The sequence below is a fragment of the Roseomonas sp. E05 genome (genome assembly GCF_030063475.1).
Lineage (GTDB): Bacteria > Pseudomonadota > Alphaproteobacteria > Acetobacterales > Acetobacteraceae > Pseudoroseomonas.
Genome location: NZ_JASIRT010000011.1, coordinates 26,579 through 51,047 on the forward strand (window position 1 = coordinate 26,579; position 24,469 = coordinate 51,047).

General features: G+C 69.1%; 18 protein-coding genes, 1 tRNA gene and 1 pseudogene. 8 read left to right on the plus strand and 12 right to left on the minus strand.

Annotated elements, in window-relative coordinates:
* Positions 1-5: 5 nt before the first annotated feature.
* Positions 6-941: a cation diffusion facilitator family transporter gene (locus QMO56_RS13040; protein ID WP_283526335.1), complete on the minus strand. Its 936-nt coding sequence runs from the start codon at positions 939-941 to the stop codon at positions 6-8.
* Between the two features lie 214 nt (positions 942-1,155).
* Here QMO56_RS13040 and QMO56_RS13045 point away from each other — a divergent pair, with 214 nt between their 5' ends.
* The 3 genes from QMO56_RS13045 (at position 1,156) to QMO56_RS13055 (ending at position 4,351) form a co-directional block, all read left to right on the plus strand.
* Positions 1,156-2,256 (plus strand): TRAP transporter substrate-binding protein, encoded by a 1,101-nt coding sequence (locus QMO56_RS13045; protein WP_283526336.1) that lies wholly within the window; start codon positions 1,156-1,158, stop codon positions 2,254-2,256.
* Positions 2,257-2,357: 101 nt separating this feature from the next.
* Entirely contained in the window at positions 2,358-2,906 is a 549-nt protein-coding gene (locus tag QMO56_RS13050; protein ID WP_283526338.1) for a TRAP transporter small permease subunit, read from the plus strand.
* Between the two features lie 32 nt (positions 2,907-2,938).
* Positions 2,939-4,351 (plus strand): TRAP transporter large permease subunit, encoded by a 1,413-nt coding sequence (locus tag QMO56_RS13055; RefSeq protein ID WP_283526340.1) that lies wholly within the window; start codon positions 2,939-2,941, stop codon positions 4,349-4,351.
* Between the two features lie 144 nt (positions 4,352-4,495).
* On the opposite strand, the gene QMO56_RS13060 is transcribed toward QMO56_RS13055, so the two are convergent.
* Both QMO56_RS13060 and QMO56_RS13065 read right to left on the minus strand, forming a co-directional pair.
* A complete protein-coding gene (locus QMO56_RS13060; RefSeq protein ID WP_283526342.1) occupies positions 4,496-5,779 on the minus strand; it encodes an esterase-like activity of phytase family protein in 1,284 nt (427 codons plus the stop codon).
* A gap of 102 nt (positions 5,780-5,881) precedes the next feature.
* Complete coding sequence (locus tag QMO56_RS13065) at positions 5,882-7,000, minus strand: FAD-dependent oxidoreductase (protein WP_283526343.1); 1,119 nt, start codon at positions 6,998-7,000, stop codon at positions 5,882-5,884.
* Positions 7,001-7,111: 111 nt separating this feature from the next.
* Between QMO56_RS13065 and QMO56_RS13070 the strand changes: the two genes are divergently transcribed.
* Complete coding sequence (locus QMO56_RS13070; protein WP_283526345.1) at positions 7,112-8,257, plus strand: permease; 1,146 nt, start codon at positions 7,112-7,114, stop codon at positions 8,255-8,257.
* A gap of 220 nt (positions 8,258-8,477) precedes the next feature.
* On the opposite strand, the gene QMO56_RS13075 is transcribed toward QMO56_RS13070, so the two are convergent.
* The 5 genes from QMO56_RS13075 to QMO56_RS13095 form a co-directional block, all read right to left on the minus strand.
* A complete protein-coding gene (locus QMO56_RS13075) occupies positions 8,478-9,293 on the minus strand; it encodes an aldose epimerase (RefSeq protein ID WP_283526346.1) in 816 nt (271 codons plus the stop codon).
* 65 nt (positions 9,294-9,358) lie between these two features.
* A complete protein-coding gene (locus QMO56_RS13080) occupies positions 9,359-10,189 on the minus strand; it encodes an NAD(P)-dependent oxidoreductase (RefSeq protein WP_283526348.1) in 831 nt (276 codons plus the stop codon).
* A gap of 20 nt (positions 10,190-10,209) precedes the next feature.
* Positions 10,210-11,508 carry a TRAP transporter large permease gene (locus QMO56_RS13085; protein ID WP_349362355.1) on the minus strand — a complete coding sequence of 433 codons (1,299 nt, stop codon included), beginning with the start codon at positions 11,506-11,508 and terminating at the stop codon, positions 10,210-10,212.
* Between the two features lie 7 nt (positions 11,509-11,515).
* A complete protein-coding gene (locus tag QMO56_RS13090) occupies positions 11,516-12,022 on the minus strand; it encodes a TRAP transporter small permease (RefSeq protein ID WP_283526350.1) in 507 nt (168 codons plus the stop codon).
* Positions 12,023-12,143: 121 nt separating this feature from the next.
* Positions 12,144-13,124 (minus strand): TRAP transporter substrate-binding protein, encoded by a 981-nt coding sequence (locus tag QMO56_RS13095; protein ID WP_283526351.1) that lies wholly within the window; start codon positions 13,122-13,124, stop codon positions 12,144-12,146.
* A 153-nt stretch (positions 13,125-13,277) separates the two neighbouring features.
* Here QMO56_RS13095 and QMO56_RS13100 point away from each other — a divergent pair, with 153 nt between their 5' ends.
* Both QMO56_RS13100 and QMO56_RS13105 read left to right on the plus strand, forming a co-directional pair.
* Positions 13,278-14,636 (plus strand): amidase, encoded by a 1,359-nt coding sequence (locus QMO56_RS13100; protein ID WP_283526353.1) that lies wholly within the window; start codon positions 13,278-13,280, stop codon positions 14,634-14,636.
* A gap of 67 nt (positions 14,637-14,703) precedes the next feature.
* Positions 14,704-14,780, plus strand: a tRNA-Arg gene (locus QMO56_RS13105).
* Between the two features lie 63 nt (positions 14,781-14,843).
* Here the strand turns inward: QMO56_RS13105 and QMO56_RS13110 are convergent.
* The 3 genes and pseudogenes from QMO56_RS13110 to QMO56_RS13115 all read right to left on the minus strand — a co-directional run bounded on the left by QMO56_RS13110 (position 14,844) and on the right by QMO56_RS13115 (position 15,929).
* Positions 14,844-15,200, minus strand: a complete 357-nt coding sequence (locus QMO56_RS13110) for a transposase (RefSeq protein ID WP_283526354.1) — start codon at positions 15,198-15,200, stop codon at positions 14,844-14,846.
* Between the two features lie 62 nt (positions 15,201-15,262).
* Positions 15,263-15,430, minus strand: a pseudogene (locus QMO56_RS27005) (transposase); the annotation flags it as partial.
* A gap of 43 nt (positions 15,431-15,473) precedes the next feature.
* Positions 15,474-15,929 carry an Lrp/AsnC ligand binding domain-containing protein gene (locus QMO56_RS13115; protein WP_283526356.1) on the minus strand — a complete coding sequence of 152 codons (456 nt, stop codon included), beginning with the start codon at positions 15,927-15,929 and terminating at the stop codon, positions 15,474-15,476.
* Between the two features lie 131 nt (positions 15,930-16,060).
* Between QMO56_RS13115 and putA the strand changes: the two genes are divergently transcribed.
* Complete coding sequence (gene putA, locus QMO56_RS13120; RefSeq protein ID WP_283526358.1) at positions 16,061-19,726, plus strand: trifunctional transcriptional regulator/proline dehydrogenase/L-glutamate gamma-semialdehyde dehydrogenase; 3,666 nt, start codon at positions 16,061-16,063, stop codon at positions 19,724-19,726.
* A gap of 70 nt (positions 19,727-19,796) precedes the next feature.
* On the opposite strand, the gene QMO56_RS26920 is transcribed toward putA, so the two are convergent.
* Positions 19,797-21,158, minus strand: coding sequence for a hydantoinase B/oxoprolinase family protein (locus QMO56_RS26920; RefSeq protein ID WP_349362356.1), 1,362 nt, complete (start codon positions 21,156-21,158; stop codon positions 19,797-19,799).
* 440 nt (positions 21,159-21,598) lie between these two features.
* Between QMO56_RS26920 and QMO56_RS13130 the strand changes: the two genes are divergently transcribed.
* On the plus strand, positions 21,599-24,436 hold the full coding sequence (locus tag QMO56_RS13130) for an AMP-binding protein (protein WP_283526360.1): 2,838 nt from the start codon (positions 21,599-21,601) through the stop codon (positions 24,434-24,436).
* The last annotated feature ends 33 nt before the right edge of the window (positions 24,437-24,469 follow it).

A 24,469-nucleotide genomic window follows, 5' to 3' on the forward strand; every position in this document is an offset into this window, starting at 1 on the left:
CCCCGTCAGGCGGCCGAGGCCGCCGCGACGGACTTGTCCCGGGGCTCGAACAGCACCGTACGGACCTCCTCATGCCCGGCGCGGATGCGGCGGGCGATCTCCCGCGTGCTCGCCTCCACCGCCTCGTCGCCGAGCTGGTCCTGGAAGTCGAGGGTCAGGCCAACGAGCACGTGGTTCGGCCCGAGATGCAGGGTCAGGATGCGATCCAGCCGCACCACCCGCGGATCGGCGCGGACCAGCCCGGCGATGTCCCGCCGCACCTCCGGCGAGACGCTCTCGCCCAGCAGCAGGCTGCGGCTCTCCCGCGCCAGGAAGAGCGCGGTCCCGCCGAGCAGCAGGCCGATCAGCAGCGAGGCCACCCCTTCCATGACCGGCCAGCCGAAGACATAGTCGAAGGTAAGGCCGAGCGCAGCGATCACCACGCCGGCCACCGCCGCGCTGTCCTCGAATACCGCCGTCATGGCGATGGGGTCCTTGGTCGTGCGGGCGGCGCGCAGCCAGTTGCCCCGGGGGCGCGCCTGCTTGCGGAACTCGCGGGCGCCGAAGAACAGGCTGATGCCCTCGAAGATGAAAGCGAGGGCGAGCACGCCATAGCTGATCCAGACACTCTGTGCCGGCACGGGATGCAGCATCTGCTCGATGCCCTCCCAGACCGAGACGCCGGCGCCGACGCCGAAGATCATCATCGCCACGATGAAGCTCCAGAAATACACCTCCAGACCGTGGCCGAAGGGGTGCAGCTCGTCGGCCGGCCGGCTCGCCTTGTGCATGCCGTAGAGCATGAGGACTTGGTCACCGGAGTCGACGGTGGAATGGATCGCCTCGCTCAACATCGCCGAGCTGCCGGAGAGCAGGGCGGCGCCGAACTTGGTCGCGGCGACGGCGACGTTCCCGGCCAGCGCGGCGTAGACCGCCAGCTTCGAGCTTCCCTCTTTCGGCATCCGTGTCCCTCGCTGCGGCCCGCTCCACGGGGAGCAAGCGTGGCGCGCCGGAATCGTTGCCCAGTCGCGGCACGGGAGCGCAGGGATGAACGATCATCCATAATAATATTTCGCGGTGGCTGCTGGCGGACGATGACAAAACCAAGGCTCTACCCGCAAAATGGGACAGGCCGGCGGCGTGAGCCGCCGAATGTCCAAGGGAGCCTCAGACCGAATGATCCGTCGCCAATTGCTGACCGGTGGCGCCGTGCTGGGCGCCTCGGCGCTGGCCGCCCCGGCCATCGCCCAGACCGCGCCCGAAATCCGCTGGCGGCTGGCCAGTTCCTTCCCCCGTTCGCTGGACACCATCTGGGGCGCCGGCGAGCATGTCGCACAGCGTGTCGCGGCGCTGACGGACGGCAAGTTCCAGATCCGCGCCTTCCCCGCCGGGGAGCTGGTGCCGGGCCTGCAGGTGGCGGACGCGGTGCAGAACGGCACCGTCGAGTGTGCCCACACCGCCTCCTACTACTTCGTCGGCAAGGACCCGACCTTCGCCTTCGACGCCACCCTCCCCTTCGGCCTGAACACCCGGCAGATGAACGCCTGGATGCACGAAGGGGGCGGCCGCGAGGCGCTGCGCACGTTCTTCGCCGGCTACAACATCGTCTCCATCCCCGCCGGCAATACCGGCGCGCAGATGGGCGGCTGGTTCCGGCGCGAGATCAAGTCGGTGCAGGACCTGAACGGGCTCAAGATGCGCATCGCCGGCCTGGCCGGGAACGTGATGCAGAAGCTCGGCGTGGTGCCGCAGCAGATCGCCGGCGGCGACATCTACCCGGCCCTGGAGAAGGGCACGGTGGACGCCGCCGAATGGATCGGCCCCTATGACGACGAGAAGCTCGGCTTCAACCGCGTCGCGCCCTACTACTACTTCCCGGGCTGGTGGGAGGGCTGCCTCAACCTCTCGCTCTACGTCAACCAGGCCAAGTACGACGAGCTGCCGAAGCTCTACAAGGAGGTCCTGGAGAGCGCCTGCCACGACGCCACCCTCACCTCCATTGCCAAGTACGACGTGCAGAACCCGGCGGCGCTGAAGCGGCTGATCGCCGCCGGCACGCAGTTGCGCGCCTTCCCCCGCGACGTCATGGGCGCCGCCTACAAGGCCAGCTTCGAGCTGTACGATGAGATCGCCGCCCAGAACGCCACCTTCAAGAAGATCTACGACGGCTGGCGGGAGTTCCGGGACACCGAATATGGCTGGTTCCGGGTGACGGAGCACAGCTTCGACCAGTTCGTCTATGCTATGTACGGCCAGGAGGCGCAGCAGCGCCGCTGAGGGCCGCCCCGGCGCCGCCCGCGCGGCGCCGGGCTCCCCTTCTCCCACGGCGCCCGCGTGGCGCCGGCTTTGTTTGTGTCAGATCTGGAAGGACCCGCTGGATGGGTGCCCTGCTTGGCTTCAGTCGGGCGATGGACAAGGTCAGCACCGCCTTCGGTGTGATCGCCTACTGGCTGGTGCTGCTGGCCTGCCTGGTCAGTGCCGGCAATGCCGTGGTGCGCTACGGCCTCAACTACTCCTCGAACGCCTGGCTGGAGGTGCAGTGGTACTTCTTTGCCGGCATCGTCATGCTCGGCGCCGCACCGACGCTGATGCGCAACGAGCATGTGCGCGTGGACCTGGTGTTCGGCAACCTCTCGCCGCGCGCCCGGCTCTGGGTGGACGTGGTCGGCCTGATCCTGTTCCTGCTGCCGGCCATGGGGCTGATGGCGTGGATGACCTGGCCCTTTTTCCTCGACAGCTGGCAGCGCATGGAGGAGTCCTCCAATGCCGGCGGGCTGATCCGCTGGCCGGTGAAGCTGATCCTGCCCGTCGGCTTCGCGCTGGTCTGGCTGCAGGGGCTGGCCGAGCTGATCAAGCGCGCCGCGCTGCTGCGCGGCATCACCCCGCAGGGTGGGGTGGTCACCGACTACCACCGCCCCGACCAATGATCGCCACCCCGTAACGCGGACAATCCTCCCCGATGCTGACCCTTGAGATGATGCCGCCGCTGATGTTCGGCGGTCTCGTCGTGTTCCTGCTGATCGGCTTCCCGGTGGCCTTCTCGCTGGCCGCGGCGGGGCTGTTCTTCGGCTTCCTCTCCATCGACCTCGGCTTCTTCACCCCGGCCTATCTGGGCAACCTGCCCTTCCGGGTGTTCGGCATCATGTCGAACGAGCTGCTGCTCTCCATCCCCTTCTTCACCCTGATGGGGGCGGTGCTGGAGCGCTGCGGGCTGGCGGAGGACCTGCTGGAGGGCACCGGCCAGCTCTTCGGCAAGGTGCCGGGCGGGCTCGCCATCGCCGTCATCCTGGTGGGTGCCGTGCTCGGCGCCATCACCGGCACGGTGGCGGCCTCGGTCATCGCCATGGGCATGATCAGCCTGCCGGTGATGCTCCGCTACGGCTACGACATGCGGATCGCAACCGGCGTCATCGCCGCCTCCGGCACCATCGCCCAGCTCATCCCGCCCTCGCTGGTGCTGATCCTGCTCGGCGACCAGCTCGGCCGCTCGGTGGGCGACATGTATGCCGGCGCGATCGGCCCCTCGATGCTGCAGATCGCGCTGTTCATCCTGTTCATCGCGCTGGTCGCCATCTTCCAGCCGCACCGCGTGCCGCCGCTGCCGCCCGAGGCGCTGGGGCCGCGCGGCTGGCCGCTCTACTGGCGCGTGGCGAAGGGCATGGTGCCCTCGATCGTGCTGATCTTCCTGGTGCTCGGCACCATCTTCTTCGGCATCGCCACGCCGACGGAAGCCGGCGCCATGGGCGCGGTGGGCGCCATGGCGCTGGCCGCCATCAACCGCCGCCTGACCTGGGCGCTGCTGCGCCAGGCCATGGAGAACACCATGCGGCTGACCGCCATGGTGATCTTCATCCTGGTCGGCTCCACGGTGTTCAGCCTGGTGTTCCAGGGGGTGGACGGCGCGCTCTGGATCGAGCACCTGCTCTCGCACCTGCCGGGCGGCCAGACCGGCTTCCTGATCTTCGTCAATATCTTCATCTTCTTCCTGGCCTTCTTCCTCGACTTCTTCGAGATCGTCTTCATCGTCGTGCCGCTGCTGGCGCCGGCGGCGGCGAAACTCGACATCAACCTGGTCTGGTTCGGCGTGCTGCTCTGCGTGAACCTGCAGACCAGCTTCATGCACCCGCCCTTCGGCTTCGCGCTGTTCTATCTGCGCGGCGTGGCCCCCAAGGAGGTGCTGACCAAGGACATCTACTGGGGCGCCATTCCCTGGGTGTGCATGCAGCTCGTGCTGGTGGCCACCGTCATCCTCTGGCCGCAGAGCGTGACCTACTGGCTGGATTCCGGCCCGAAGGTGGACCCCAGCAGCATCCGCATCGAGGTGCCGCTGCCGGACATGCCGGCGGACGACGCTCCCATCATCTTCAAGTAAGGGAAAAAGTCCGGGGGAAGGAATTCCCCCGGACCCCCATCTTTTTTCTGCCGGTTGGCGGGGTCCGGGGTGGCACGGCCACCCCGACAGAGGGGTCGGACGCACTGCGTCCGACGGGAGGCGGCGCCTCCCTTGGCCCCGCGCTCAGTCCAGCACGCCTTTCACCAGCGCGATGCGCGTGTGCTCGCCGGTAATGCCGAAGTCGTCGTCGTTGATCAGCATCAGCGTGCCGCCCGGCAGCAGGGCGATGCCCTCGATCTTCGCCGGCAGTTCCGGATGATCGGCACTGTCGAGCAGGAGGCGCTTGGCCAGCGGCTTGAGGTCGGTGCCCCCGAGGTCTCCGACCTGCTCCAGGCTGGGCTGCGTCGCCGCCTCGTCCCAGCGGGTGCCGTTGATGTTCGTGGCGCCCTGATCCAGCCTCACCTCGTAGAGCTTGGTGGTCTTCTCGGTCCGCTCCAGCACCAGCAGGCGCTCGGGGCCGAGCCAGGCCAGTTCGGAGATGCGCGGATCGCTCTGCTTCTTCGAGGGGTCGTTGCGGAAGCTCTGCGGGTCGTCGAGCTGGTAGATCCATTCGCCCGTCACCGTGTTGGTGGCGGGGTCGTAGCGCAGCAGGCGGGTGTTGCGGGCGTCCCGATAGGCAGCGGCATCGGGGTTGGCAAGCGGGTTCTGCAGGATGGCGTAGAGGGTGGCGCCATCCGGCCTGCCCGCCATGCTCTCGATGCCGCGGTTGGACTGGCGCTTCGCCAGGAGGGCGGGCAGGCCGTCCACCACCTCGTAGCCGGCGCCGGCGAACTCGCCCGCGGTACCGGCCGGCACCACCCGGCGCAGGATGCGGCCATCGGCGCCGACATGCACCAGGGAGGGGCCGTTCTCCTCGCCCACCCAGAAGCTGCCATCCGGCAGGCGCAGCAGGCCCTCGGCGTCGATGGCGGAGGGATCGAAGTCGAGCTTCTGGCCTTCGCCATCCAGCGGCTGCTCGGTGCGCCCCTTCAGCGGATTGGTCAGGCCGGTGATGGGGCGGCCGTCCTGCGTCTTCAGGGCGATCGCCTCGAAGACGCGGAAGCGCTTCTGCCCGGGCAGGAGCTGCACGCCATAGAGCGTCGGCGCGTAGTCCGGGAGGGGGTAGAGCCGGCCGCGCTTGTCGGCCGCGCAGATCCTGTCGGCGGCGAGGCCGGTGATGCCCTCGGCATCGCTGCAGGCGATGTTCGGGCCGCGGTCCGAGAGGGTGTAGACGATGTCGGCCGGGTCGTTCGGCCGGTGATAGGCGGCGCTGCCGATGCCGATATCGAGGTCCAGCGTCTTGCCACCCTCGAAGCGGAACTGCCCAAGGCGCAGCGACGGATCGCTGTTGTCGAGGATGGTGATCTCAGGCCTGGCCTGGGCGATGCCCGGCAGCAGCAGGCAGGTGGCGAGGAGAAGACGACGCATCGGCGCCCCCGTTGTCGATTCGCGATGGCGCAAGCTAGGCATTCGCCTTCGGCGCGGCGTGTGACCCTTTGATGACGGATGGCGGGGTCCGGGGTAACACTGTTACCCCGGCGGGGGGTGCAGGGGGGCGGCGCCTCCCTGCCCTGCGGCCCATCTGGCGAGCGCCTCGGCATTGCCCGCCGCCACCGCCAGCCCGAGCAGCGCGCCGAACTTGAAGCCATGCCCGGAGAAGCCGCTCATGACGACGCAGCGCTCTCCCAGCGGCTCGACGATGAAGCGTTCCTCCGGCTCGACGTCGTAGTAGCAGGCGCGCGCACCGAGGAGGCGATAGGCGCTCGCATCGCGCAGCCGGGGCCGGGCCAGGGCGAGGATGGCCTCTGCCTCGGCGGCGCTGGCCTCGCGCGGGTCCTCGGCGTCGCCCTGCAGGGAGAAGCGGTGGTCGCCGACCTTCAGCGGCGTGCCGGCGACGGGCGGCACGGCATAGAAGCCCCCCTCATCCGAGAGGTCGAGCAGCATGGGTGCGGCTTCCCAGGCGGCGCGGTGTGCCGGCGGCGGCTCCAGATACACGACGATCTGGCGGGAGGCGGTGACGCGCCCGGCGAGGCCCGGCAGGAAGCGCGGCGCCCAGGGGCCGGCGGCGAGCACCAGGCGGTCGGCCGCGTGGCGGGTGCCGTCCTCCAGCGTCAGGCTGGCGCGGGCGGGATCGGCCGCCCTGGCCCGCGCCTGCAGGAAGCGCACGCCGCGCCCGCGCAGGTGCCGCGCCAGCGCGCCCACGATGCGGCTGGCCAGCAGCACGCCGCCGCTCGCCATGTGGAACGCGGCGCCGATGCCGTGGGTGCCCAGCATCGGAAAGCGGGCGGCGAGCGCGGCAGGGGCGAGATCGGTGAAGGCGTGGCCCTGGGCGGCGAGGGTGGCGCGGCTCTCGGCCAGCCAGCCTTCCTGCCGGCTGGCCACGGCCAGAACGCCGGTCGGCACGTAGGGGCGTTCGCCGAGATCCGCCCAGAGCAGGTCCCAGGCGGCATAGGCCTCCTCCACCATCCGCGTGTAGCCGGTGGCGGCGCCATAGGCGTGACGGATCAGCCGGTGCTCGTCCACGCTGGCGCCGCGCGGGTTCGGCACCGGGTCCTGCTCGACGACGGTGACGGAGAAGCCTGCGCGGGACAGGCCCCAGGCGGCGGAAAGGCCCATGATCCCGGCCCCGAGGACAAGCGCGTTCGGCATGGGCGCGAGGATGGCGCAGCACCGCCACGCTGCCTAGACGGGTGCGACATGCAACACCCTCACTCCTGGCTGGTTGTCTGGCCAGGGACGCAAGTGAGAAAGGGTGACCGGATGGAGCGGATTCTCGACGCCTTCCTGACCGGAGCCGGGATGCTCTGGCAGGCCCTTTGGGCACTGATCTTTGGCTACATCATCTCGGCCGGCATTCAGGTGCTGGTGTCGCGCGAGCAGATGGCGCGGCTTCTCGGGGCGAAGGGCGTGAAGGAAACGGCGCTGGCCAGCCTCTTCGGCTTCATCTCCTCCTCCTGCTCCTTCGCGGCGCTGGCGGCCTCCCGCTCCGTGCTGGTCAAGGGCGCGCACCCGGCCAATGCCCTTGCCTTCCTGATCGCCTCGACGAACCTCGTCATCGAGTTGGGCGTCGTGCTCTGGGTGCTGCTGGGCTGGCGTTTCATGGTCGGCAACCTGCTGCTCGGGCTGCTGATGATTGCCTATGCCTTCCTGCTCACCAGCCTGTGGTTCCCCTCCCGCCTCGCCGCGCAGGGCAAGGCACATGCCGAGGAGGCGCAGCAGGCGGGCGGCATGGAGATGGAACACGGCATGCGGGGCAGCTGGCGGGAGAAGCTGCTCTCCCGCGAGGGCTGGCAGCACATCGCCATGGCCTTCTTCATGGAATGGCGAATGGTCTGGAAGGAAATCCTGTTCGGCTTCACCATCGCCGGCTTCATTTCGGTCTTCGTGCCGCAGGCCTTCTGGAACGCGATCTTCCTGGTGGAGAACGGGGCGCAGGCCTCCCCCTCCTTCCTCATCGTCGTCGAGAACGCCCTCGTCGCGCCGGTCGTGGCCTTCTTCACCTTCATCGGCTCCATGGGCAACGTGCCCCTGGCGGCCATGCTGTGGTCCAAGCAGGCCTCCCTCGGCGGGGTCATGGCCTTTCTCGGCGCCGACCTGGTGGCCGCGACGGTGGTCTGGGTGCATGCCAAGTATTATGGCTGGCGCTATGCGCTCTACCTTTCAGCGCTGCTCTATGTCTGCATGGTCGCGGCGGGAATCAGCGTCCACTACCTCTTTGCTCTTGCCGGCATGATGCCCGACCAGCGCCCCGCGCTCGACGAGATGGTACGTTTCGCCATCGACTACACCTTCTTTCTCAACCTGGCCTTCCTGGCGGCCGCGGCGATCCTGGTGTGGCTGAACTTCCGCGGCGGCACGCCAGGGCATCAGGCGAAGCGGGAGGGGCAGCATGCCCATGCCGACTGAACCATTCCCGCTTTGCCTCTGGCGCCGCGGCGCAGGCCCTTGCACCGCAGCACCCGGGAGCACGCCACGCTGAAGATCGGGCTGGGCTGGCGGGTGCAGTATGACCGGGTCCTGCTGGCCGGCCAGCGCGCCGGCTGAGGCCACGAAGGCGGAAGGCGGGTCCGGGGTGACAGTGTCGCCCTTGGCTGGGGTCCCGGGGAGGCGCCGCCTCCCGGTGGAATCACGCTGCCGGGCCGACCGACAGGGCGATCGTGCCCCGCAGCGCCTCGCCGGGCGCCAGCACACGCATTGCTCCCCAGGGCGCGAGTTGTGGCCGGTTGATCACGTCCGGCACATGGCTCACCGGCTCCAGGCAGAGCACGGGCCGGTCGATGGGGGCGAAGAACTGCAGGTTGCGCGCCCAGTCGCCGGTGGCACGCAGCACCAGGGTCAGGTCGGGGCGGTGCAGTTCCGCCACGCCGTCCCAGCCGGCGAAATGGCCGTCGGTGCCGAGCCAGTCGGCCTCGCCGCCGTCCAGGCCGCGCGAAGGAATCGCCTCGACCGGCAGCTTGCGCGCGTTCCGCCGGAAGGTGACCTTGCTGGCGAAGCGGACCCTGCAGCCCGCCGGCCGGGCGAACCAGGGATGCCAGCCGAAGCCCATCGGGCAAGGCTCGGCGCCCCGGTTGCGCAGGGTGAGGTCCAGTGCCAGCCCTTCTTCGGAGAGCGCCACCTCCAGCCGCGCGGCATAGTCGAAGGGGGCCCGCGCCAGGGCCTGGGTCAGCACCGCCCGCTCCGCCGAAGCGGTTTCCACCTGCCAGGGCAAGGCTCGGGACAGGCCGTGCAGGGCATTGCCCTCATCGGGGTGGGTGATCGGGAAGTGGTAGGTCTCGCCGGCCCAGGGGAAGCGGCCGCCGTCGATCCGGTTGGTCCAGGGCAGCATCCAGAAGGCGCCGTGGGCCGGGTCGAGCAGCGCCCGCCCGGCATGGGCGAGGCCGGCGAAATGGGCGCCCCGCTCCGGCAGCAGATCAGCCCGCCAGGGGCCGCATTCGAGGCGCATGCATCCTCCCGAGGATGGATGATCAGGGCTTGGGCGCGGGGCATCGCCCGCGCCCGGAGGCCGGCTCAGTCGAGCGCGAAGGGGTCCCGCGGGCTCGGCGTGGCGCGGCTGTAGTTGTTGGCGCAGTAGTCGCCGCCCTGGTAGCGCTCCACCACCGGGTTGTCGGAGACCTTGTCCTTCACCTGCTCGCGGGAGGTCTCGGCGGTGTCCTGCGGGTGCCAGCCGATGCGGTCGCGATGGTCCTTGCCCCAGAAGCTGGCCGGGTTGTCGCTGGCGCCCCAGACCACGGCATGGCCGACCTTCGGCGCCTTCAGGAAGGCGTCGCAGAGCCGGGCCAGGTCGGCATAGGAAAGCCAGGTGGAGAGCATCCGCGCATTCGCCACCTCGGGGAAGCAGCTGCCGATGCGGACGTTCAGGTTCTCGACGCCGTGCTTGTCCCAGTAGAGCCGGCCGATCAGCTCGCCATAGGCCTTGGAGAGGCCGTAGAAGCTGTCGGGGCGGAAGGCGCAGTCATGGTCCAGCTTCTCGCTGCGCTCATGAAAGCCGATCGAGTGGTTGGATGAGGCGAAGAGCACCCGCGCCGCGTTCCGCCGCGCCGCCTCGTAGACGTGGTAGAGGCCGCGGATATTGGGATCGAGCACCTCCTCGAAGGGCCGGTCCACCGAGACGCCGCCGAAATGCAGGATGGCGCCGCAGCCATCCGCCAGATCGTGCATCGTCACCTCGTCGCCGAGATCGGCGGTGGTGAACTTCGCGCCCGCCGGCATCTCGTCCGGAAAGGCCTTGATATCGGTCAGCACCAGGGTGTGGCCGAGGGCGGCGAGCTCGCGGGCCAGCATGCGCCCGAGATTGCCGGAGGCGCCGGTGAGCAGGACGGGCTTTTGCGAAGCGGACATGGGTTCGGATCCTCAGGACATCACTGGCCGTAGCCGAGGAGCAGGCGCGGCAGGGTGAGGGAAACAGCCGGCCAGTAGGTGGTCAAGGCCAGCGCCACCAGGATGGCGCCGTAGAAGGGCCAGATGCCCTTCATCGTCTGCTCCATGCGGATCTTGCCGATGGCGCAGCCGACGAAGAGCACAGCGCCGACCGGCGGCGTGGTGAGGCCGAGGCCCAGGTTCATCATCACCACCATGCCGAACTGCACGGGGTCCATGCCGAGCGCCTGCACCACCGGCAGGAAGATCGGCGTGGTGATCAGGATCAGCGCGGCCATGTCCATCACGCAGCCGAGCAGCAGCAACGCCACGTTGATCAGCAGCAGGATGACCACGGGGTTGTCGCTGATCGCCAGCATGCCGCGCGTCAGCATGTCGGCGAAGCCATAGAGCGCCAGCAGCCAGGCGAAGGCGGTGGCGGTGCCGACCAGCAGCAGCACCACCGCGGTGGTGCGGACCGAGGCGGCGAGCGCAACCTTGAAGGTCTCCCAGGAGAGGCCGCGATAGACGACCAGCGTCGCCGCCAGCGCCCAGATGGCGCCGAAGGCGGCGCTCTCCGTCACCGTGAAGACGCCGCCCAGCACGCCGCCCAGGATGATGACGCCGGTCATCAGCCCCGGCAGGGCGTCGAGGAAGGTCATGATCAGGTGGCGGAAGCCCTGCCATTGCTCGGCCGGGTAGCCGCGCCGCACCGCCAGCACATAGGCGGCGACCCCGAGGCAGAGGCACATCACCACGCCGGGGATGATGCCGGCGAAGAACAGCGCCGAGACCGAGATGCCGCCGCCTGCCGCCAGCGAGTAGAGGATCATGTTGTGGCTGGGCGGGATCATGATGCCGGCGATGGAGGCGGTGACGGTGACGTTCACCGCGTAGTCGGTGTCGTAGCCCTTCTGCTTCATGGCCGGGATCAGCACGCTGCCCAGCGCCGAGGCATCGGCCACTGCCGAGCCGGAGATGCCGCCGAACAGCATCGAGGCGGCGACGTTCACCATGCCGAGCCCGCCGCGCATCCAGCCGACCGCGCTGGCCGCCACCGCGATCAGCCGGCGGGCGATGCCGCCATGCATCATGATCTCGCCGGCGAAGATGAAGAAGGGAATGGCGAGCAGCGAGAAGGAGCTCATTCCCGCGGTCATCTGCTGGAAGGCGACGGCGGGGCTGATGCCCTCCCACAGGAAGCCGCCGAGCGCCGCGAGGCCGAGCGTGAAGGCCACCGGCACGCCCATGACGATGCCGCCGAAGAAGATGGCGAAAAGGATGATCAGGCCGATTTCCACGGGCGGGCTACTCCAGCGACGGGGCGGAACGGGCTTCGGTGTGCCGCCCCATCAGGGCCAGCAGGGCCTGCTCGGCGGCGAAGAGGGCGATCAGCACGCCGCTGACGATGAGCGGCAGGTAGGTGAAGACCTGGCTGATGCCGAGCAGCGGGATTCGGATGCCCTGGCTGGTCTGCACCAGTTCCCAGGACCAGATCGCCATGCCGAGGCCGAACAGCCCGACGACGATGTCGGAGAACACCTCGATGGCGCGGCACGGGCCCGGCGGCAGCGCCTCACGGAAGCCGAGGACGGAAAGGTGGAAGCGCTCCCGGACGCCGACCGCCGCGACCGGCAGGGCAATGGTGACGACGATCAGCGTCGCCGCGCGCTCGACCCAGGTCGGCGTGTCGTTCAGCACGTAGCGGCCGAACACCATCCAGCCGGTGATGACGACCAGCGCCACCATGGCGATGGAGGCGAGCACGATGACCAGTGTGGCGAGGCCATCCAGCACGCGCGAGAAAAGCTTCATGGGCGGGTGGACTCCGAAGGAGAGCGACTCCGGCGGGCAACGGGGCGGCCGCACGGGGCCGCCGGCCGAGACATGAAAAAGGCGCGGCGCCCTTGCGGACGCCGCGCCCCGGATCACCGGTTCATTTCGTTTCGCGGATCTGCTTGACCAGTTCGGCCATCTTCGGATCGGCCGCGTACTTGTCGTAGACCGGCTTCATCAGCTCCGCCCAGGGAGAGCGATCCTCGACGTCCGTCACGACGGCGCCGCCGGTGATGACGCGCTCGCGCGAGACCTTCTCGCGCTCGGCCCAGAGCTGCCGCTGGTAGGTGGCGCTCTCACGCGCCGCGTCCTTCACCAGCTTCTTGTCGGCATCGTTCAGCCGGCGCCAGCGGGTCGCCGAGACAGCCAGGATCTCCGGCACGTTCGAATGCTCGTCGGTGATGTAGTACTTGGCCACTTCGAAATGCCGGGTGCTCTCGTAGGAGGGCCAGTTGTTCTCGGCGCCGTCGATCACGCCCGACTGCAGGCTGGTATAGACCTCGCCGAAGGGCAGCGGCGTCGGGTTGGCGCCCAGCGCCTTGACCAGGTCGATCCAGAGATCGGAGGTCTGCACGCGGATCTTCATGCCCTTCAGGTCGGCCGGGCTGGTGACCTTGTTGCGGGTGTAGAAGCTGCGCGCGCCGGCGTCGTACCAGGCGAGCGGCACAATGCCGACCTTCTCCAGATCGGCGGCGATGGCGTCGCCCACCGGGCCATCGACGACATGATGAAGGTGCTCGACGTCGCGGAACAGATAGGGCAGCGTCAGCACCTGGGTGGTGGCGACCAGGTTGTTCAGCGGGCTCAGGTTGAACTCGGCGAAGTCGATCGAGCCGAGGCGCATCTGCTGGATGGCTTCATCCTGCTGGCCGAGCTGGGCGGAGTGGTAGGTCTTGAGTTTCAGGCGACCGTTGCTGCGCTGGGCGACCAGCTCGCTGAAGCGGTCCATGCCCTTGGAAACGGGGTAGTCCGGCGGATGGATGTTCCAGCCGCGCCACTCCTGCGCCTGCGAAGGGGTGGAGGTCCAGCCCAGCAGGGCGATGGCGGCTGCGGCCGCCCAATTCATCAGACGTCGTGTCATCGTACGTCCCCCCATATGATTTTCTTCAGCGGAGGTTGCGCCGGAAATAGGGAGGCTGTCAAACCCCCAAACAGCAATGTTCCCTCCAGCTTGCAGCGCGGCGCGGCCGCGCTCAGCATGCGGCCTGTCTGTTCCGCCGGAGCTAAACGCCGCATGAGCCTGCCGATCACCTCCCTCGCCGCCGCCGCCGAAGCCCTCGCGGCCGGCCGCACCACCGCGCTGGCCCTGACGGAGGCGGCGCTGGCCCGCATCGCGGATCCCGCCGGCGAGGGCAGCCGCGCCTTCCTGGCGGTGCAGGCGGAAGCCGCCTGCGCCGCGGCCCGCGCCATGGACGGGCTGCGCGCCGCCGGCCGCGCCCCCTCCCCCTGGGCCGGCATCCCGATCTCGGTGAAGGACCTGTTCGACCAGCGGGGCGTGCCGACCCGCGCCGGCGCCGTGGCGCTGGAGGATGCACCGCCCGCCGCCGCCACGGCACCCGCCGTGGCCCGGCTGGAGCGCGCCGGCTTCGTCGTACTCGGGCGCACCAACATGGTGGAGTTCGCCTTCAGCGGCCTGGGCGTCAACCCGCATCACGGCACCCCGCGCGCACCCTGGGACCGCGCCACCGGCCGGCTGCCCGGCGGCTCCTCCTCCGGTGCCGCGGTCGCCGTGGCCGACGGCATGGGACTGGGCGCGCTGGGTTCGGACACCGGCGGCTCCTGCCGCGTGCCGGCGGCGCTCTGCGGCATCGTCGGCTACAAGCCGACCGCGAAGCGCGTGCCGCTGGAGGGCGTGCTGCCGCTCTCCGGTTCGCTCGACAGCATCGGGCCGCTGGCCAATACCGTCGGCTGCTGCGCCGTGCTGCACGCGCTGATGGCCGGGGCGGAGGAGGCCGCGCCGCCGCCGGTCCTCTCGTTGGCCGGCCTGCGCTTCGGCCTGCCGGAGGAGACCTATCTCTTCGAGGGGCTGGAGCCGACCGTCGCCGAGGCCTTTGCACGCGCCGTGACGCGGCTGAAGGCAGCGGGCGCGCATGTCGAGCGTCTCGCCCTGCCAGAGTTGGCGGAGATCCCCGCGACCAATGCGGCGGGCGGTTTCACGGCGGCGGAGTCCTATGCCTGGCATCGCGGCCTCATCGCGCGGGCGCGCGACCGCTACGATCCGCGCATCCTGTCCCGCATCCTGCGGGGCGCCAGCATGAGCGCGGCGGATTACCTGGATCTGCACAAGGCCCGGAGCCGCATCATCGCCGCCGTGGCGGCCAGGACCGCATCCTATGACGCCGTGCTCTGCCCGACCACGGCGCTGACGCCGCCTGCCCTCAGCGCGGTGGACGAGGAGGCGGAGTACAACCGCATCAACCTGCTGCTGCTGCGCAATACGGCCGCCTTCAACTTCCTCGACCGTTGCAGCATCAGCCTGCCCTGCCACGCTCCGGGCGAGGCGCCGGTCGGGCTGATGCTGAGCGGCGCGCATGACGGCGATGCCGCCCTGTTCGCCACCGCAGCGGCAGTGGAGGCCACCCTGCGCGGCTGAAACCGACCAATCGCGCAGGGAGGGGCTTCCCCTGCGCGCCCACTGCCGCTAAAGAAGCCCCTGGCGAGGACCCGTAGCTCAGCTGGATAGAGCGTTGCCCTCCGAAGGCAAAGGTCGCACGTTCGAATCGTGTCGGGTCCGCCATCTCCATCAATGGATTAGCTCTTCGGCACCTCAACAGGCCGCGGCTTCTGGCAGAGCCTTGGCCTAAGGTTCGTCAGGCAACCCGCCAAAGGTTGATGCCAGGTGCAGGCTGCTGCTGAAGTTGGCAGCCGCCTTGTAGCGGTGGCGACGTCCCTCCACTCTTTCAGCCGCCAGCCGCGCCCAGAGATTCTCGGTGCGTTGCCATCGCCGGTAGGCGGCACGGTTGAAGTGCGGCTGGCGAGGATGCGTGGGGCTGGAGCGCGCCAAAGGGGTGGCGCCCGCCTCGGCCATCAGCGCAAGCCAGGCCACCGACGGGTAGGCGGCATCACAGACCACATGGCCGAGATGAGCGGCGGTGAGCAGCAGCGCCGGAGCGGCACGGAATTCGGAGACTTGGCCCGGCATCGCGCAGGTGAGCAAAGGTGCGCTCCCATACGCCCGGCCGAGATCAGCGGATCTGCAAGCTGGGCAGCCTTCCAGCACGGGTCGAGCGCAGGTGGCACCGGGTGCCATTTGGCACCGTTGTGCTGACGCCAGATCACCGTCTCAACCGTCTGCCGCTGGTCCGGAAAAGGCCGCCCCGTACCAGATCCCGCCACGTCCAGCGCCGTCTTCAGACGCGCCCACTCTCCATTGCTCAGAACCCGCATCCCAGGCCAACAACCAGAACGTAGCAGGGGTGTCTGACGGGCCTTAGGGAATATTGATCGCCGTCGTGCTCTTCACCTCCTCCATCACGGTATAGGTGTGGGTCTGGCGGATGCCGGGCAGCGCAACGAGAGTGGCGCCGAGAAAGGCGCGATAGGCCGCCATGTCGCGGACGCGCACCTTGATGAGATAGTCGAAGCCGCCGGCGATCATGTGGCACTCCATGATCTCCGGCGTACGGCGAACGGCGGCGGCGAAATCCTCGAAAACCCGTGTGCTCGTTCGGTCCAACGTGACCTCGACGAAAATCAGCAACGCGCGGTCCAGCTTCGCCGGGTTCAGGCGGACGGTATAGCCTTCGATGACGCCGTCCTTCTGCAGCCGCCGCACCCGCTCATGCGTGGCGGGCGGGCTCAGATGCGCCTGCCGCGCCAGTTCCACGTTCGTCATGCGCCCATCCTTCTGCAGCAGGCGCAGAAGGCGCTTGTCGATGTCGTCCATGTGCACCGAATTTCCGTCACCGAATTCACGCGGGCCTTTGGCGAAAATTTTATATCCTGGCCTGACTACCGAACCAAATTCGCCTGACCTCCCGGTACACCGTCGATTGAACCAGAGATGCCGTAGAGCCCATGCCGTCCGACGAAGCCCTGGCCACGCCGCAGGTGGCGCCTGCGCTCTTCAGCCGCTTCACGACCCTGCCGCGGCAGGAGCCGCTGCGGGCCGCCGTCACCCGCCAGACCCGCACCCCCGAGGCGGACTGCATCGCCCGCCTGCTGCCCGCCGCGACCCTGCCCCCGGCCCAGGCCGAACAGGCGGCGGCGACGGCGCGCCGGCTGGTGGAGGCGCTGCGCCGGAAGGGCACGCGCGGCACTGTCGAGGGGCTCATGCAGGAATTCTCCCTGTCCAGCCAGGAGGGGGTGGCGCTGATGTGCCTGGCCGAGGCGCTGCTGCGCATCCCGGATGCCGCCACGCGCGACGCGCTGATCCGCGACAAGGTGGGCGAGGGCAACTGGCGCGCACATCTCGGCCACTCATCCTCGCTCTTCGTCAACGCCGCCGCCTGGGGGCTCGTGGTGACCGGCAGGCTGGTGGCGACCAGCAGCGAACAGGGGCTCTCGGAAGCGCTGCGGCGCCTCATCGCCCGTTGCGGCGAGCCGGTGGTCCGCCGCGGCGTCGATCTCGCCATGCGGATGATGGGCGAGCAGTTCGTCACCGGCCAGACCATCGCCGAGGCGCTGGCACGCAGGCGCAGGATGGAGGCCAAGGGCTTCCGCCACTCCTACGACATGCTGGGCGAGGCCGCCCTCACCGCCGCCGACGCCGCGCGCTACCACGCGGCCTATGAGGCAGCGATCCAAGCGATCGGCACCGCCGCGGCCGGGCGCGGCATCCATGACGGTCCGGGGATCTCGATCAAGCTTTCCGCCCTGCACCCGCGCTATTCCCGCGCGCAGCGGGAGCGCGTCCTGGCCGAGCTGCTGCCGCGGGTCGCGGCCCTCGCCGCGCTGGCCAAGCGCTATGGCATCGGACTGAACATCGACGCCGAGGAGACCGAAAGGCTGGAGCTCTCGCTCGACCTGCTGGAGGCGCTCTGCGCCGACCCGGCGCTCGCCGGCTGGAACGGGCTGGGCTTCGTGGTGCAGGCCTACCAGAAGCGCGCGCCCTTCGTGCTGGACTTCGTCATCGATCTCGCCCGGCGCAGCGGCCACCGGCTGATGGTGCGGCTCGTCAAGGGCGCCTACTGGGACAGCGAGATCAAGCGCGCGCAGCTCGACGGGCTGGCGGACTACCCCGTCTTCACCCGCAAGCTGCATACCGACGTCTCCTATCTGGCCTGCGCCCGCAAGCTGCTCGATGCGCGGGACAGCGTCTTCCCGCAGTTCGCCACGCACAACGCGCAGACGCTCGCCGCCGTCCATGCCATGGCAGGGCCGGCTTTCAGGTCCGGCGACTACGAGTTCCAGTGCCTGCACGGCATGGGCGAGCCGCTCTACGAGGAGGTCGTCGGCCCCGACGGGCTGGACCGGCCCTGCCGCATCTACGCTCCGGTCGGCACGCATGACACGCTGCTCGCCTATCTCGTGCGGCGGCTGCTGGAGAACGGCGCCAACTCCTCCTTCGTGAATCGCATCCAGGACCCGGCGGTGCCGGTCGAGACGCTGGTGGCCGATCCGGCGACGCAGGTGGCGGCGATGCAGCCGCCGGGCGCGCCACATCCGCGCATCCCGCTGCCGCGCGACCTCTACGGGCCGGTGCGCGCGAATTCCGCCGGGATGGACCTCAGCAGCGAGGCGGTGCTGACCCTGCTGGCGGAGGCGCTGCGGGAGAGCGCGGCGCGGCCCTGGCAAGCCGTGCCCCTGGTGGCCGGCTCCGAGGGTGCGGGCGAGGTGCGGGCGGTGCGCAACCCGGCCGACCGGCGCGACCTTGTCGGTCATGTGCTCGAGGCCGGCGAGGCGGAGGCCGGACACGCCCTCGCCGCCGCCGAGGCCGCCGCGCCGCGCTGGCGCGACACCCCACCGGCCGAGCGGGCTGCCTGCCTGCTGCGCGCTGCCGACCTGCTGGAGCAGCGTATGCCGGCGCTGCTTGGCCTGATCGCGCGCGAGGCCGGCAAGTCGATGGCCAATGCGGTCGCGGAGGTGCGCGAGGCGGTGGACTTCCTCCGCTACTACGGCGCGCAGGTGCGGGACGGCTTCGACAACGCGACGCACCGGCCGCTCGGCCCGGTGCTCTGCATCAGCCCCTGGAACTTTCCGCTGGCCATCTTCACCGGGCAGGTGGCGGCGGCGCTGGCGGCCGGCAACCCGGTGCTCGCCAAGCCGGCAGAGGAAACGCCGCTGATCGCGGCGCAGGCCGTGACCATCCTGCACGCGGCGGGCGTGCCGCCGGACGTGTTGCAGTTCCTCCCCGGCGATGGCCGGCTCGGCGCCCTGCTGGTGGCGGACGCGCGGGTGCGCGGCGTCATGTTCACCGGCTCCACCGAGGTGGCCAGGCTGATCCAGGCCGAGTTGGCGAAGCGCCTGAACCCGGATGGCACGCCGGTGCCGCTGGTGGCCGAAACCGGCGGGCAGAATGCGCTGGTGGTGGATTCGTCGGCGCTGGCGGAGCAGGTGGTGGCCGATACGCTGACCTCGGCCTTCGACAGCGCCGGGCAGCGCTGCTCGGCACTCCGCGTGCTCTGCCTGCAGGAAGAGGTGGCGGAGCGCATGCTGACCATGCTGCTGGCGGCGATGGCGGAGCTGTCGGTCGGCAACCCCGACCGGCTCGCCACCGATGTCGGCCCGGTCATCACCGAGGAGGCGCGGAACGGCATCCTGGCGCATGTCGAGGCGATGCGCCGCGCCGGCCGCCGCGTGCATCAGGCGCCGCTGCCGGAGGACTGCCGCCAGGGCAGTTTCGTGCCGCCGACGGTGATCGAGATCGGCGACATCGCCGAGCTGCAACGCGAGGTCTTCGGCCCGGTGCTGCACGTGCTGCGCTTCCGCCGCGAGAAGCTGGACGCGCTGGTGGATGCGGTGAACGCCACCGGCTATGGCCTCACCTTCGGCGTGCATTCCCGCATCGACGAGCGGATCACGCAGGTGACGGAGCGCGTGCGGGCGGGGAATGTCTATGTGAACCGCAACCTGGTGGGCGCGGTGGTGGGGGTGCAGCCCTTCGGCGGGCATGGGCTTTCGGGCACCGGGCCGAAGGCGGGCGGGCCGCTCTACCTGCGGCGCCTGCTGGCGGAATGCCCGCTGGCCGCCAGCCTGCCGGCGGGCCGGGTGCCGGCGCCGGCGCGGGCCTGGGCGGAATGGCTGGCCGCCCGGGGCGAGGCGGGCCTGGCGGAGGAGGTCCGCGGCCTGCTCGCCGCGACGCCCCATGGTGTCACGATCGAACTGGCGGGGCCGGTCGGCGAGCGCAACCTCTACGCCACCGGGCCGCGCGGTGCGGTGCTCTGCCTCGGCGCCGCGCGGCCGGCAGTGCTGCGCGCCATCGGCGCCGCGCTGGCCACCGGCAACCGCGCCTTGGTCGAGCGCGACGGCCCCCTGGACCCCGGCGCGCTGCCGCCGGCGCTGCGGCCCTGGGTCGGCCAGGGCAATGCGGCGATGGCGCAGGCCGTGTTGCTCGGCGATGGCGGGCCGGAGAGGGTGCTGGCCCGCGCCCGGCAGCTTGCGGCAGCGGAAGGTGCGATCGTGGCGCTGCATGCCGCCCGCCCGGACGGCAGCTTCCCGCTCGACATGTTGGTGCAGGAGCGCGCCACCAGCATCAACACCGCAGCCGCCGGCGGCAATGCCAACCTGATGATGATCGGCTGACGAGCTGACCGGCGTGCGGGCTGGGGAGGCCACGACGTCGCCTGGGGGCAGCCAGGCGGCCCCGGTCCGGTCATGATGGGGAGGCGCAGCTCTTCGTCAGATGCATTCCCCGCCGCCGGCCACGCGCGACTGGTTCATCCCCCGGATGGGCGAGCCGCAGGGCGCCACGGCGCGCTCCGGGACCATACAGATAGTACCCGATCAGCATCCGCGAGCCGCCCGAGGCGGGGAGGATGGGATTGACGCTGCGGCCCGCAGGCACTGCGACTGAGATCGGCTGCCCGGCGTTCTCGTTGCTGGGGAGGCCCGGACTGTGCAGAGCTTGATCCCGCACATCGTCATTGCGGGGTGTGGCAGAGGGCGTGGTGATGGCCCTATGCGCCGCCGCCTCGCAGCGGCCAGGGATCTCGGCCGCCAGATCCGCCAGTTGGCCGAGCGCCGCCTGCTTCATCAGGACCAGCAGATGCTCCTCGATCAGCTCGGGAGCAACAGCCTGCGCCCAGAGGTCGCCCATGGTCCGGTCGCCCATGGTCCGGTCGGGCATGCGGGCATTCTTGCGGATGATCGCGGCCCGCGTCTCATCCGCCCGCCCACCACGCACCAGCTTTATGGGCGGGATCTGCAAGCCCTCATCAAACACCTCGCGCAGTTCGGGGCTGCGGGTCTTGTCGCCAATGTCGGGTGCATGCGCGGTGGAGGCGTTGAAGGCCACCAGCCTGCCGTTGCGGAGGATCGGCTTGGCCACGGGGTGGCCGGTGCTGAGCCAGGGGCCGCTGGTGATCAGCACCTCGCCCGGCGACAGCACCTCTTCCGGGAAGCGGCGGATGATGATGTGCTTCACCGTCTCCGGCAGCGTGTCGATGAAGTTGGGGATGCTTTCCGTCGAGAGAGGGGCCGGGGCACATCCAGCATGTGTGGCCGTAACCCTCCTCTTCCCCGGGCGGCACATGCCCTTTCGAACCGTGTCCGGGTTGCGGCTGAGGTGGGCACTTTCCTGCCGTGCTGCCCCTCCTCCCGTCTTTGCAGGACATTGAGGCGCAGGCACCCGCACCCCGGCGAAGCACACAGCATCGTGTCTCTCCGCACCCAGAATGTTTATATTACGATAATATATCGTGCTTAAAGGGATTTTTATATAAATAGTGAATTTTTCTATATTTTTAGGAGAAAAAACAGCAATTTTCCAATCGTTCTGGCTTCGCGGGGGCCCCATTCGTCCCGCGAAAAGCCGGCTCTCCGCACCCGCGGGAGACTCCCAAGAAAGTTCTGCACTTTCTTCCGAGAGGCCCGATCGTAACACGGCATTCCCCCACCCTGGCCTCCCATACGGCATGCAGAGGCTATCTCCTGGGTGAGCCCAGGAATTCTCCTGCCACTTCCCAACTATCCGCCACCCATCAGCGGAACCAGGACCCTCTCTGGCTCCGTCCATGATCCAGGGCTGGTCCTCGGCGGCCGGTCCACACTGTGGCTGGCATCGCCACAAAATCCGGAACCTGCCGGCGAAACTGAACCAAGAGCGCGCCCTTGCCACCGCTGCGGCAAGAGCCACAAGCCCTCCAGGAAAATCTTCTTTGTTTCGAATTCGTATATAATCTAAAAAGTTATAATATTCACAATTTACAACAACACAAAGTGAATTTGTTTGTTCTGCTGCCGCGACATCTTCGCTTTGCCGCCGGGAGATCTCGTATTTTTTTATCCGTTCTCATGATGAGGAAAGATTATTCACACCCAGCGGAGCATTTCTTGCGTGAATGCAACAAATATTTGCTGCTCCGGCCCCGCGCAGCTGGCGCGCATGCGGCCGCCGGCTTCTGATCGCTGAGCCACCCGCCCGGATGGCGGAGGCTCTCTTCTGGAGGACCGTGAATGGCGCGCTTACCGGCAGACCGGACCCGTCATGGCAGCAGCGATGGACGCCAGGACCTCTTCAGCCGGATCGAGGCATTCGGCACCGCGCTGGCCGTCGTCGATGAAAGTGGCCGGTCATGGTCCCATGCGGAGTTTGCTGCGCATGCGGATGCCGGGTGCGCGCCACTGCCGCCAAAGCGCTGCTTCGTTGCGGTCGAGGCCGCAAACGCGCTGCACTCGCTCGCCGCCTATGTCGGCGCCCTCCGGGCCGGCCATGCGGTGCTGCTCCTCAAGGAGGGTGAAGGCGAGGGCTGCCCGCTGCTGGAGCGGTTCCGCCCCGACTTCGTCTACCGGGCCGACAGGCAGGCGTGGCAGGAAGGATCCGCCGGGCCCGCGGAGGCCGATCTACATCCGGACCTGGCCGTCCTGCTGGCCACCTCCGGTTCCACGGGGGAGCCGAAGCTGGTGCGGCTCTCCAACACCAACCTGCTCTCGAATGCCCTGGCCATTGCCGAGTATCTCGGCTTCCGCCCCGGCGAGCGCGCGATCACCACGCTGCCGTTCCACTATTCCTACGGCATGTCCGTCATCAACTCCCATCTGGCGACAGGCGGCGCGCTCATCCTGAACCAGGACTCGGTCGCCGAGCCGGCCTTCTGGAGACGCTTCGAGGCCTTTGAAGCCACGAGCCTCGCCGGCGTGCCGCACAGCTTCGCGCTGCTGGAGCGGAGCGGCTTCCTGTCCAGGCCCCTGCCGGCTTCGCTGCGGTACATCACGCAGGCCGGCGGCAAGCTGCCGGAGGACAAGGTCCGGCGGTTCGCCGATCACGCCGAGGCGCAAGGCCGCCGCTTCTACGTGATGTATGGCCAGACCGAGGCGGCGCCGCGCATCGCCTACGTGCCTCCTGCGCTGCTGAAGCGGCATCCGGCTGCCATTGGCGTGCCGGTTCCAGGCGGCAAGATCGCGCTGCTGGATGAGCGCGGGGTGCCCATCGATGCCGCCAATGCCGAGGGTGAACTCGTTTATTCCGGCCCGAACGTGATGATGGGCTACGCGCTGAGGCGCGAGGATCTGGGCCGGGGCGCGGAGCTGTCCGAGCTGCGGACAGGGGATCTGGCCGTCCGCAACGCGGAGGGGCTTTTCACCATCACCGGCCGGAAGAGCCGCTTCATCAAGCCCTTCGGGCTGCGTATCGGCCTGGATGACATCGAGGCGCGGCTGCGCGAGGCCGGCTTCGAGGGCGCGGCCACCGGAACGGACGACGGCCTGCAGATCGCGGTGGTGGCCCCCGCCTCGACCGAGGCGGTGGTGGAGCTGGTGCTGCGCCAGCATGCCCTGCCCGCCACGAGCGTTCAGGTCGCCCATGTCGCCGAAGTTCCCCGCCTGCCCTCCGGCAAGGTGGATTACGCCGGCATCCGCAGGGTGTTCGACGCCAGCGCCGCGCCCGCAGGCCAGGCCGGCCGGAACCTCTCCCTGCATGCGGCCTTTGCCGATCTGCTCGGCCGGCCCGATCTCGGACGGGATGAGTCCTTCGCATCGGCGGGGGGTGATTCGCTCAACTTCATCAACGCGCTGCTGCTGGTCGAGGAACGCCTCGGCTTCGCGCCCGAGGGCTGGGAGCGGATGACCATCTGCGAGCTCGAAGCCGCCAAGGCGCGCAAGCCGGATGCAGCAGAGGTCTCCGCCAGCCAGACGAAGCTGTTCTTCCTGGACCAGGTGCGCGCCAGCCTGATGCTGCTGGGCATCCCCTTCCACACCGCGCTGGCCTATACCGCCTTCCCCTGGATCGCCAAGGGCGGCGAGCCGTCATCCCTGCTGATGAACTTCTCCGAGTTCCTCAACACCTTCCGGATGCCCGCCTTCTTCCTGCTGGCCGGCTTCTTCGCCATGATGTTCGTCGACGAGAAGAGCCCGGCGAAGTGGTGGAGAAGCCGCGCCGTTCAGCTGGGCCTTCCGCTGTTCGCCACCATCCTCCTCATCAATCCCCTGCTGATGCTGGCGCGCGCGCTGAACACCGCACAGGATGCGGACGTCATGGCGACCTGGCTCGCCCTGCTCACCACACCGGGGCAGCACTGGATCGAGCATGCGTGGTTCCTGGTCTTCCTGCTGGCCTACACGCTCGTGCTCGCCCTGTTGTGCGGCCTCTGGCGGGGAAGGCCGATCCGGCGCGACACCGCCGCCCTGGCGGAGCGCGTTCTCGCCAGCCGGACCAGTCTGGCCCTCACGGCCATCGCCGCCGGCCTCGCCAGCACCCTGGGCGTTGGCGTCCTGAAGGTCCTCGGCATCACCTTCGCCTACCGGCACATGCTCTATCTGAGCGAGATGGCCGCGCTGCTGCCGGTTTTCGCCATGGGCTGCCTTGTCGCCTCGCGCAGGGACTTCATCGGGCGCTTCGCTTCGGTTGACTGGTCGGCCATCGCCCTGGCGCTCGGCGGGGCCGTCATCCTGACGAACATCCAGTTGCGCGAGGAAACGCTCTACCGCGTGGTGACCTTCTTCCTCGTGCCCATCATGGGCATCTACTGGTCCAAGCTGCTGTGCTTCGTGGCCCTGCGCTGGTTCGACGCGCCGAACCGCTGGACGCGCCTCCTGGTCAACGCCTCCATGACCGTCTACCTGATCCACATCCTCTTCATCGTGTTCCTCGCGAATGCCTTCGCCTATGTGCAGTTGCCGTCCCTGGTCGAGTTCCTGATCATCACCGGGCTGGCCGGCGCGCTTTCGCTGGGCTTCCACCAGATCGTGGCGCGCCATTGGCTGCTGATGCTGCTCTTCACCGGAACGGCCAGGGGCCGGCGCGGGACGGCGGCTCCGGGGCGCCAGCCTGCTGGCCGCATCGTGCGTTCCGCATAGAGGCCGGCGCGAGCCGCCGGTTCACCGCGGCCG

Coding starts and splice junctions, on each gene's coding strand:
- QMO56_RS13040 (WP_283526335.1), bottom strand. CDS start 941: ATGCCGAAAGAGGGAAGCTCGAAGCTGGCGGTCTACGCCGCGCTGGCC.
- QMO56_RS13045 (WP_283526336.1), top strand. CDS start 1,156: ATGATCCGTCGCCAATTGCTGACCGGTGGCGCCGTGCTGGGCGCCTCG.
- QMO56_RS13050 (WP_283526338.1), top strand. CDS start 2,358: ATGGGTGCCCTGCTTGGCTTCAGTCGGGCGATGGACAAGGTCAGCACC.
- QMO56_RS13055 (WP_283526340.1), top strand. CDS start 2,939: ATGCTGACCCTTGAGATGATGCCGCCGCTGATGTTCGGCGGTCTCGTC.
- QMO56_RS13060 (WP_283526342.1), bottom strand. CDS start 5,779: ATGCGTCGTCTTCTCCTCGCCACCTGCCTGCTGCTGCCGGGCATCGCC.
- QMO56_RS13065 (WP_283526343.1), bottom strand. CDS start 7,000: ATGCCGAACGCGCTTGTCCTCGGGGCCGGGATCATGGGCCTTTCCGCC.
- QMO56_RS13070 (WP_283526345.1), top strand. CDS start 7,112: ATGGAGCGGATTCTCGACGCCTTCCTGACCGGAGCCGGGATGCTCTGG.
- QMO56_RS13075 (WP_283526346.1), bottom strand. CDS start 9,293: ATGCGCCTCGAATGCGGCCCCTGGCGGGCTGATCTGCTGCCGGAGCGG.
- QMO56_RS13080 (WP_283526348.1), bottom strand. CDS start 10,189: ATGTCCGCTTCGCAAAAGCCCGTCCTGCTCACCGGCGCCTCCGGCAAT.
- QMO56_RS13090 (WP_283526350.1), bottom strand. CDS start 12,022: ATGAAGCTTTTCTCGCGCGTGCTGGATGGCCTCGCCACACTGGTCATC.
- QMO56_RS13095 (WP_283526351.1), bottom strand. CDS start 13,124: ATGACACGACGTCTGATGAATTGGGCGGCCGCAGCCGCCATCGCCCTG.
- QMO56_RS13100 (WP_283526353.1), top strand. CDS start 13,278: ATGAGCCTGCCGATCACCTCCCTCGCCGCCGCCGCCGAAGCCCTCGCG.
- QMO56_RS13115 (WP_283526356.1), bottom strand. CDS start 15,929: ATGGACGACATCGACAAGCGCCTTCTGCGCCTGCTGCAGAAGGATGGG.
- putA (WP_283526358.1), top strand. CDS start 16,061: ATGCCGTCCGACGAAGCCCTGGCCACGCCGCAGGTGGCGCCTGCGCTC.
- QMO56_RS26920 (WP_349362356.1), bottom strand. CDS start 21,158: ATGGACGGAGCCAGAGAGGGTCCTGGTTCCGCTGATGGGTGGCGGATA.
- QMO56_RS13130 (WP_283526360.1), top strand. CDS start 21,599: ATGGCGCGCTTACCGGCAGACCGGACCCGTCATGGCAGCAGCGATGGA.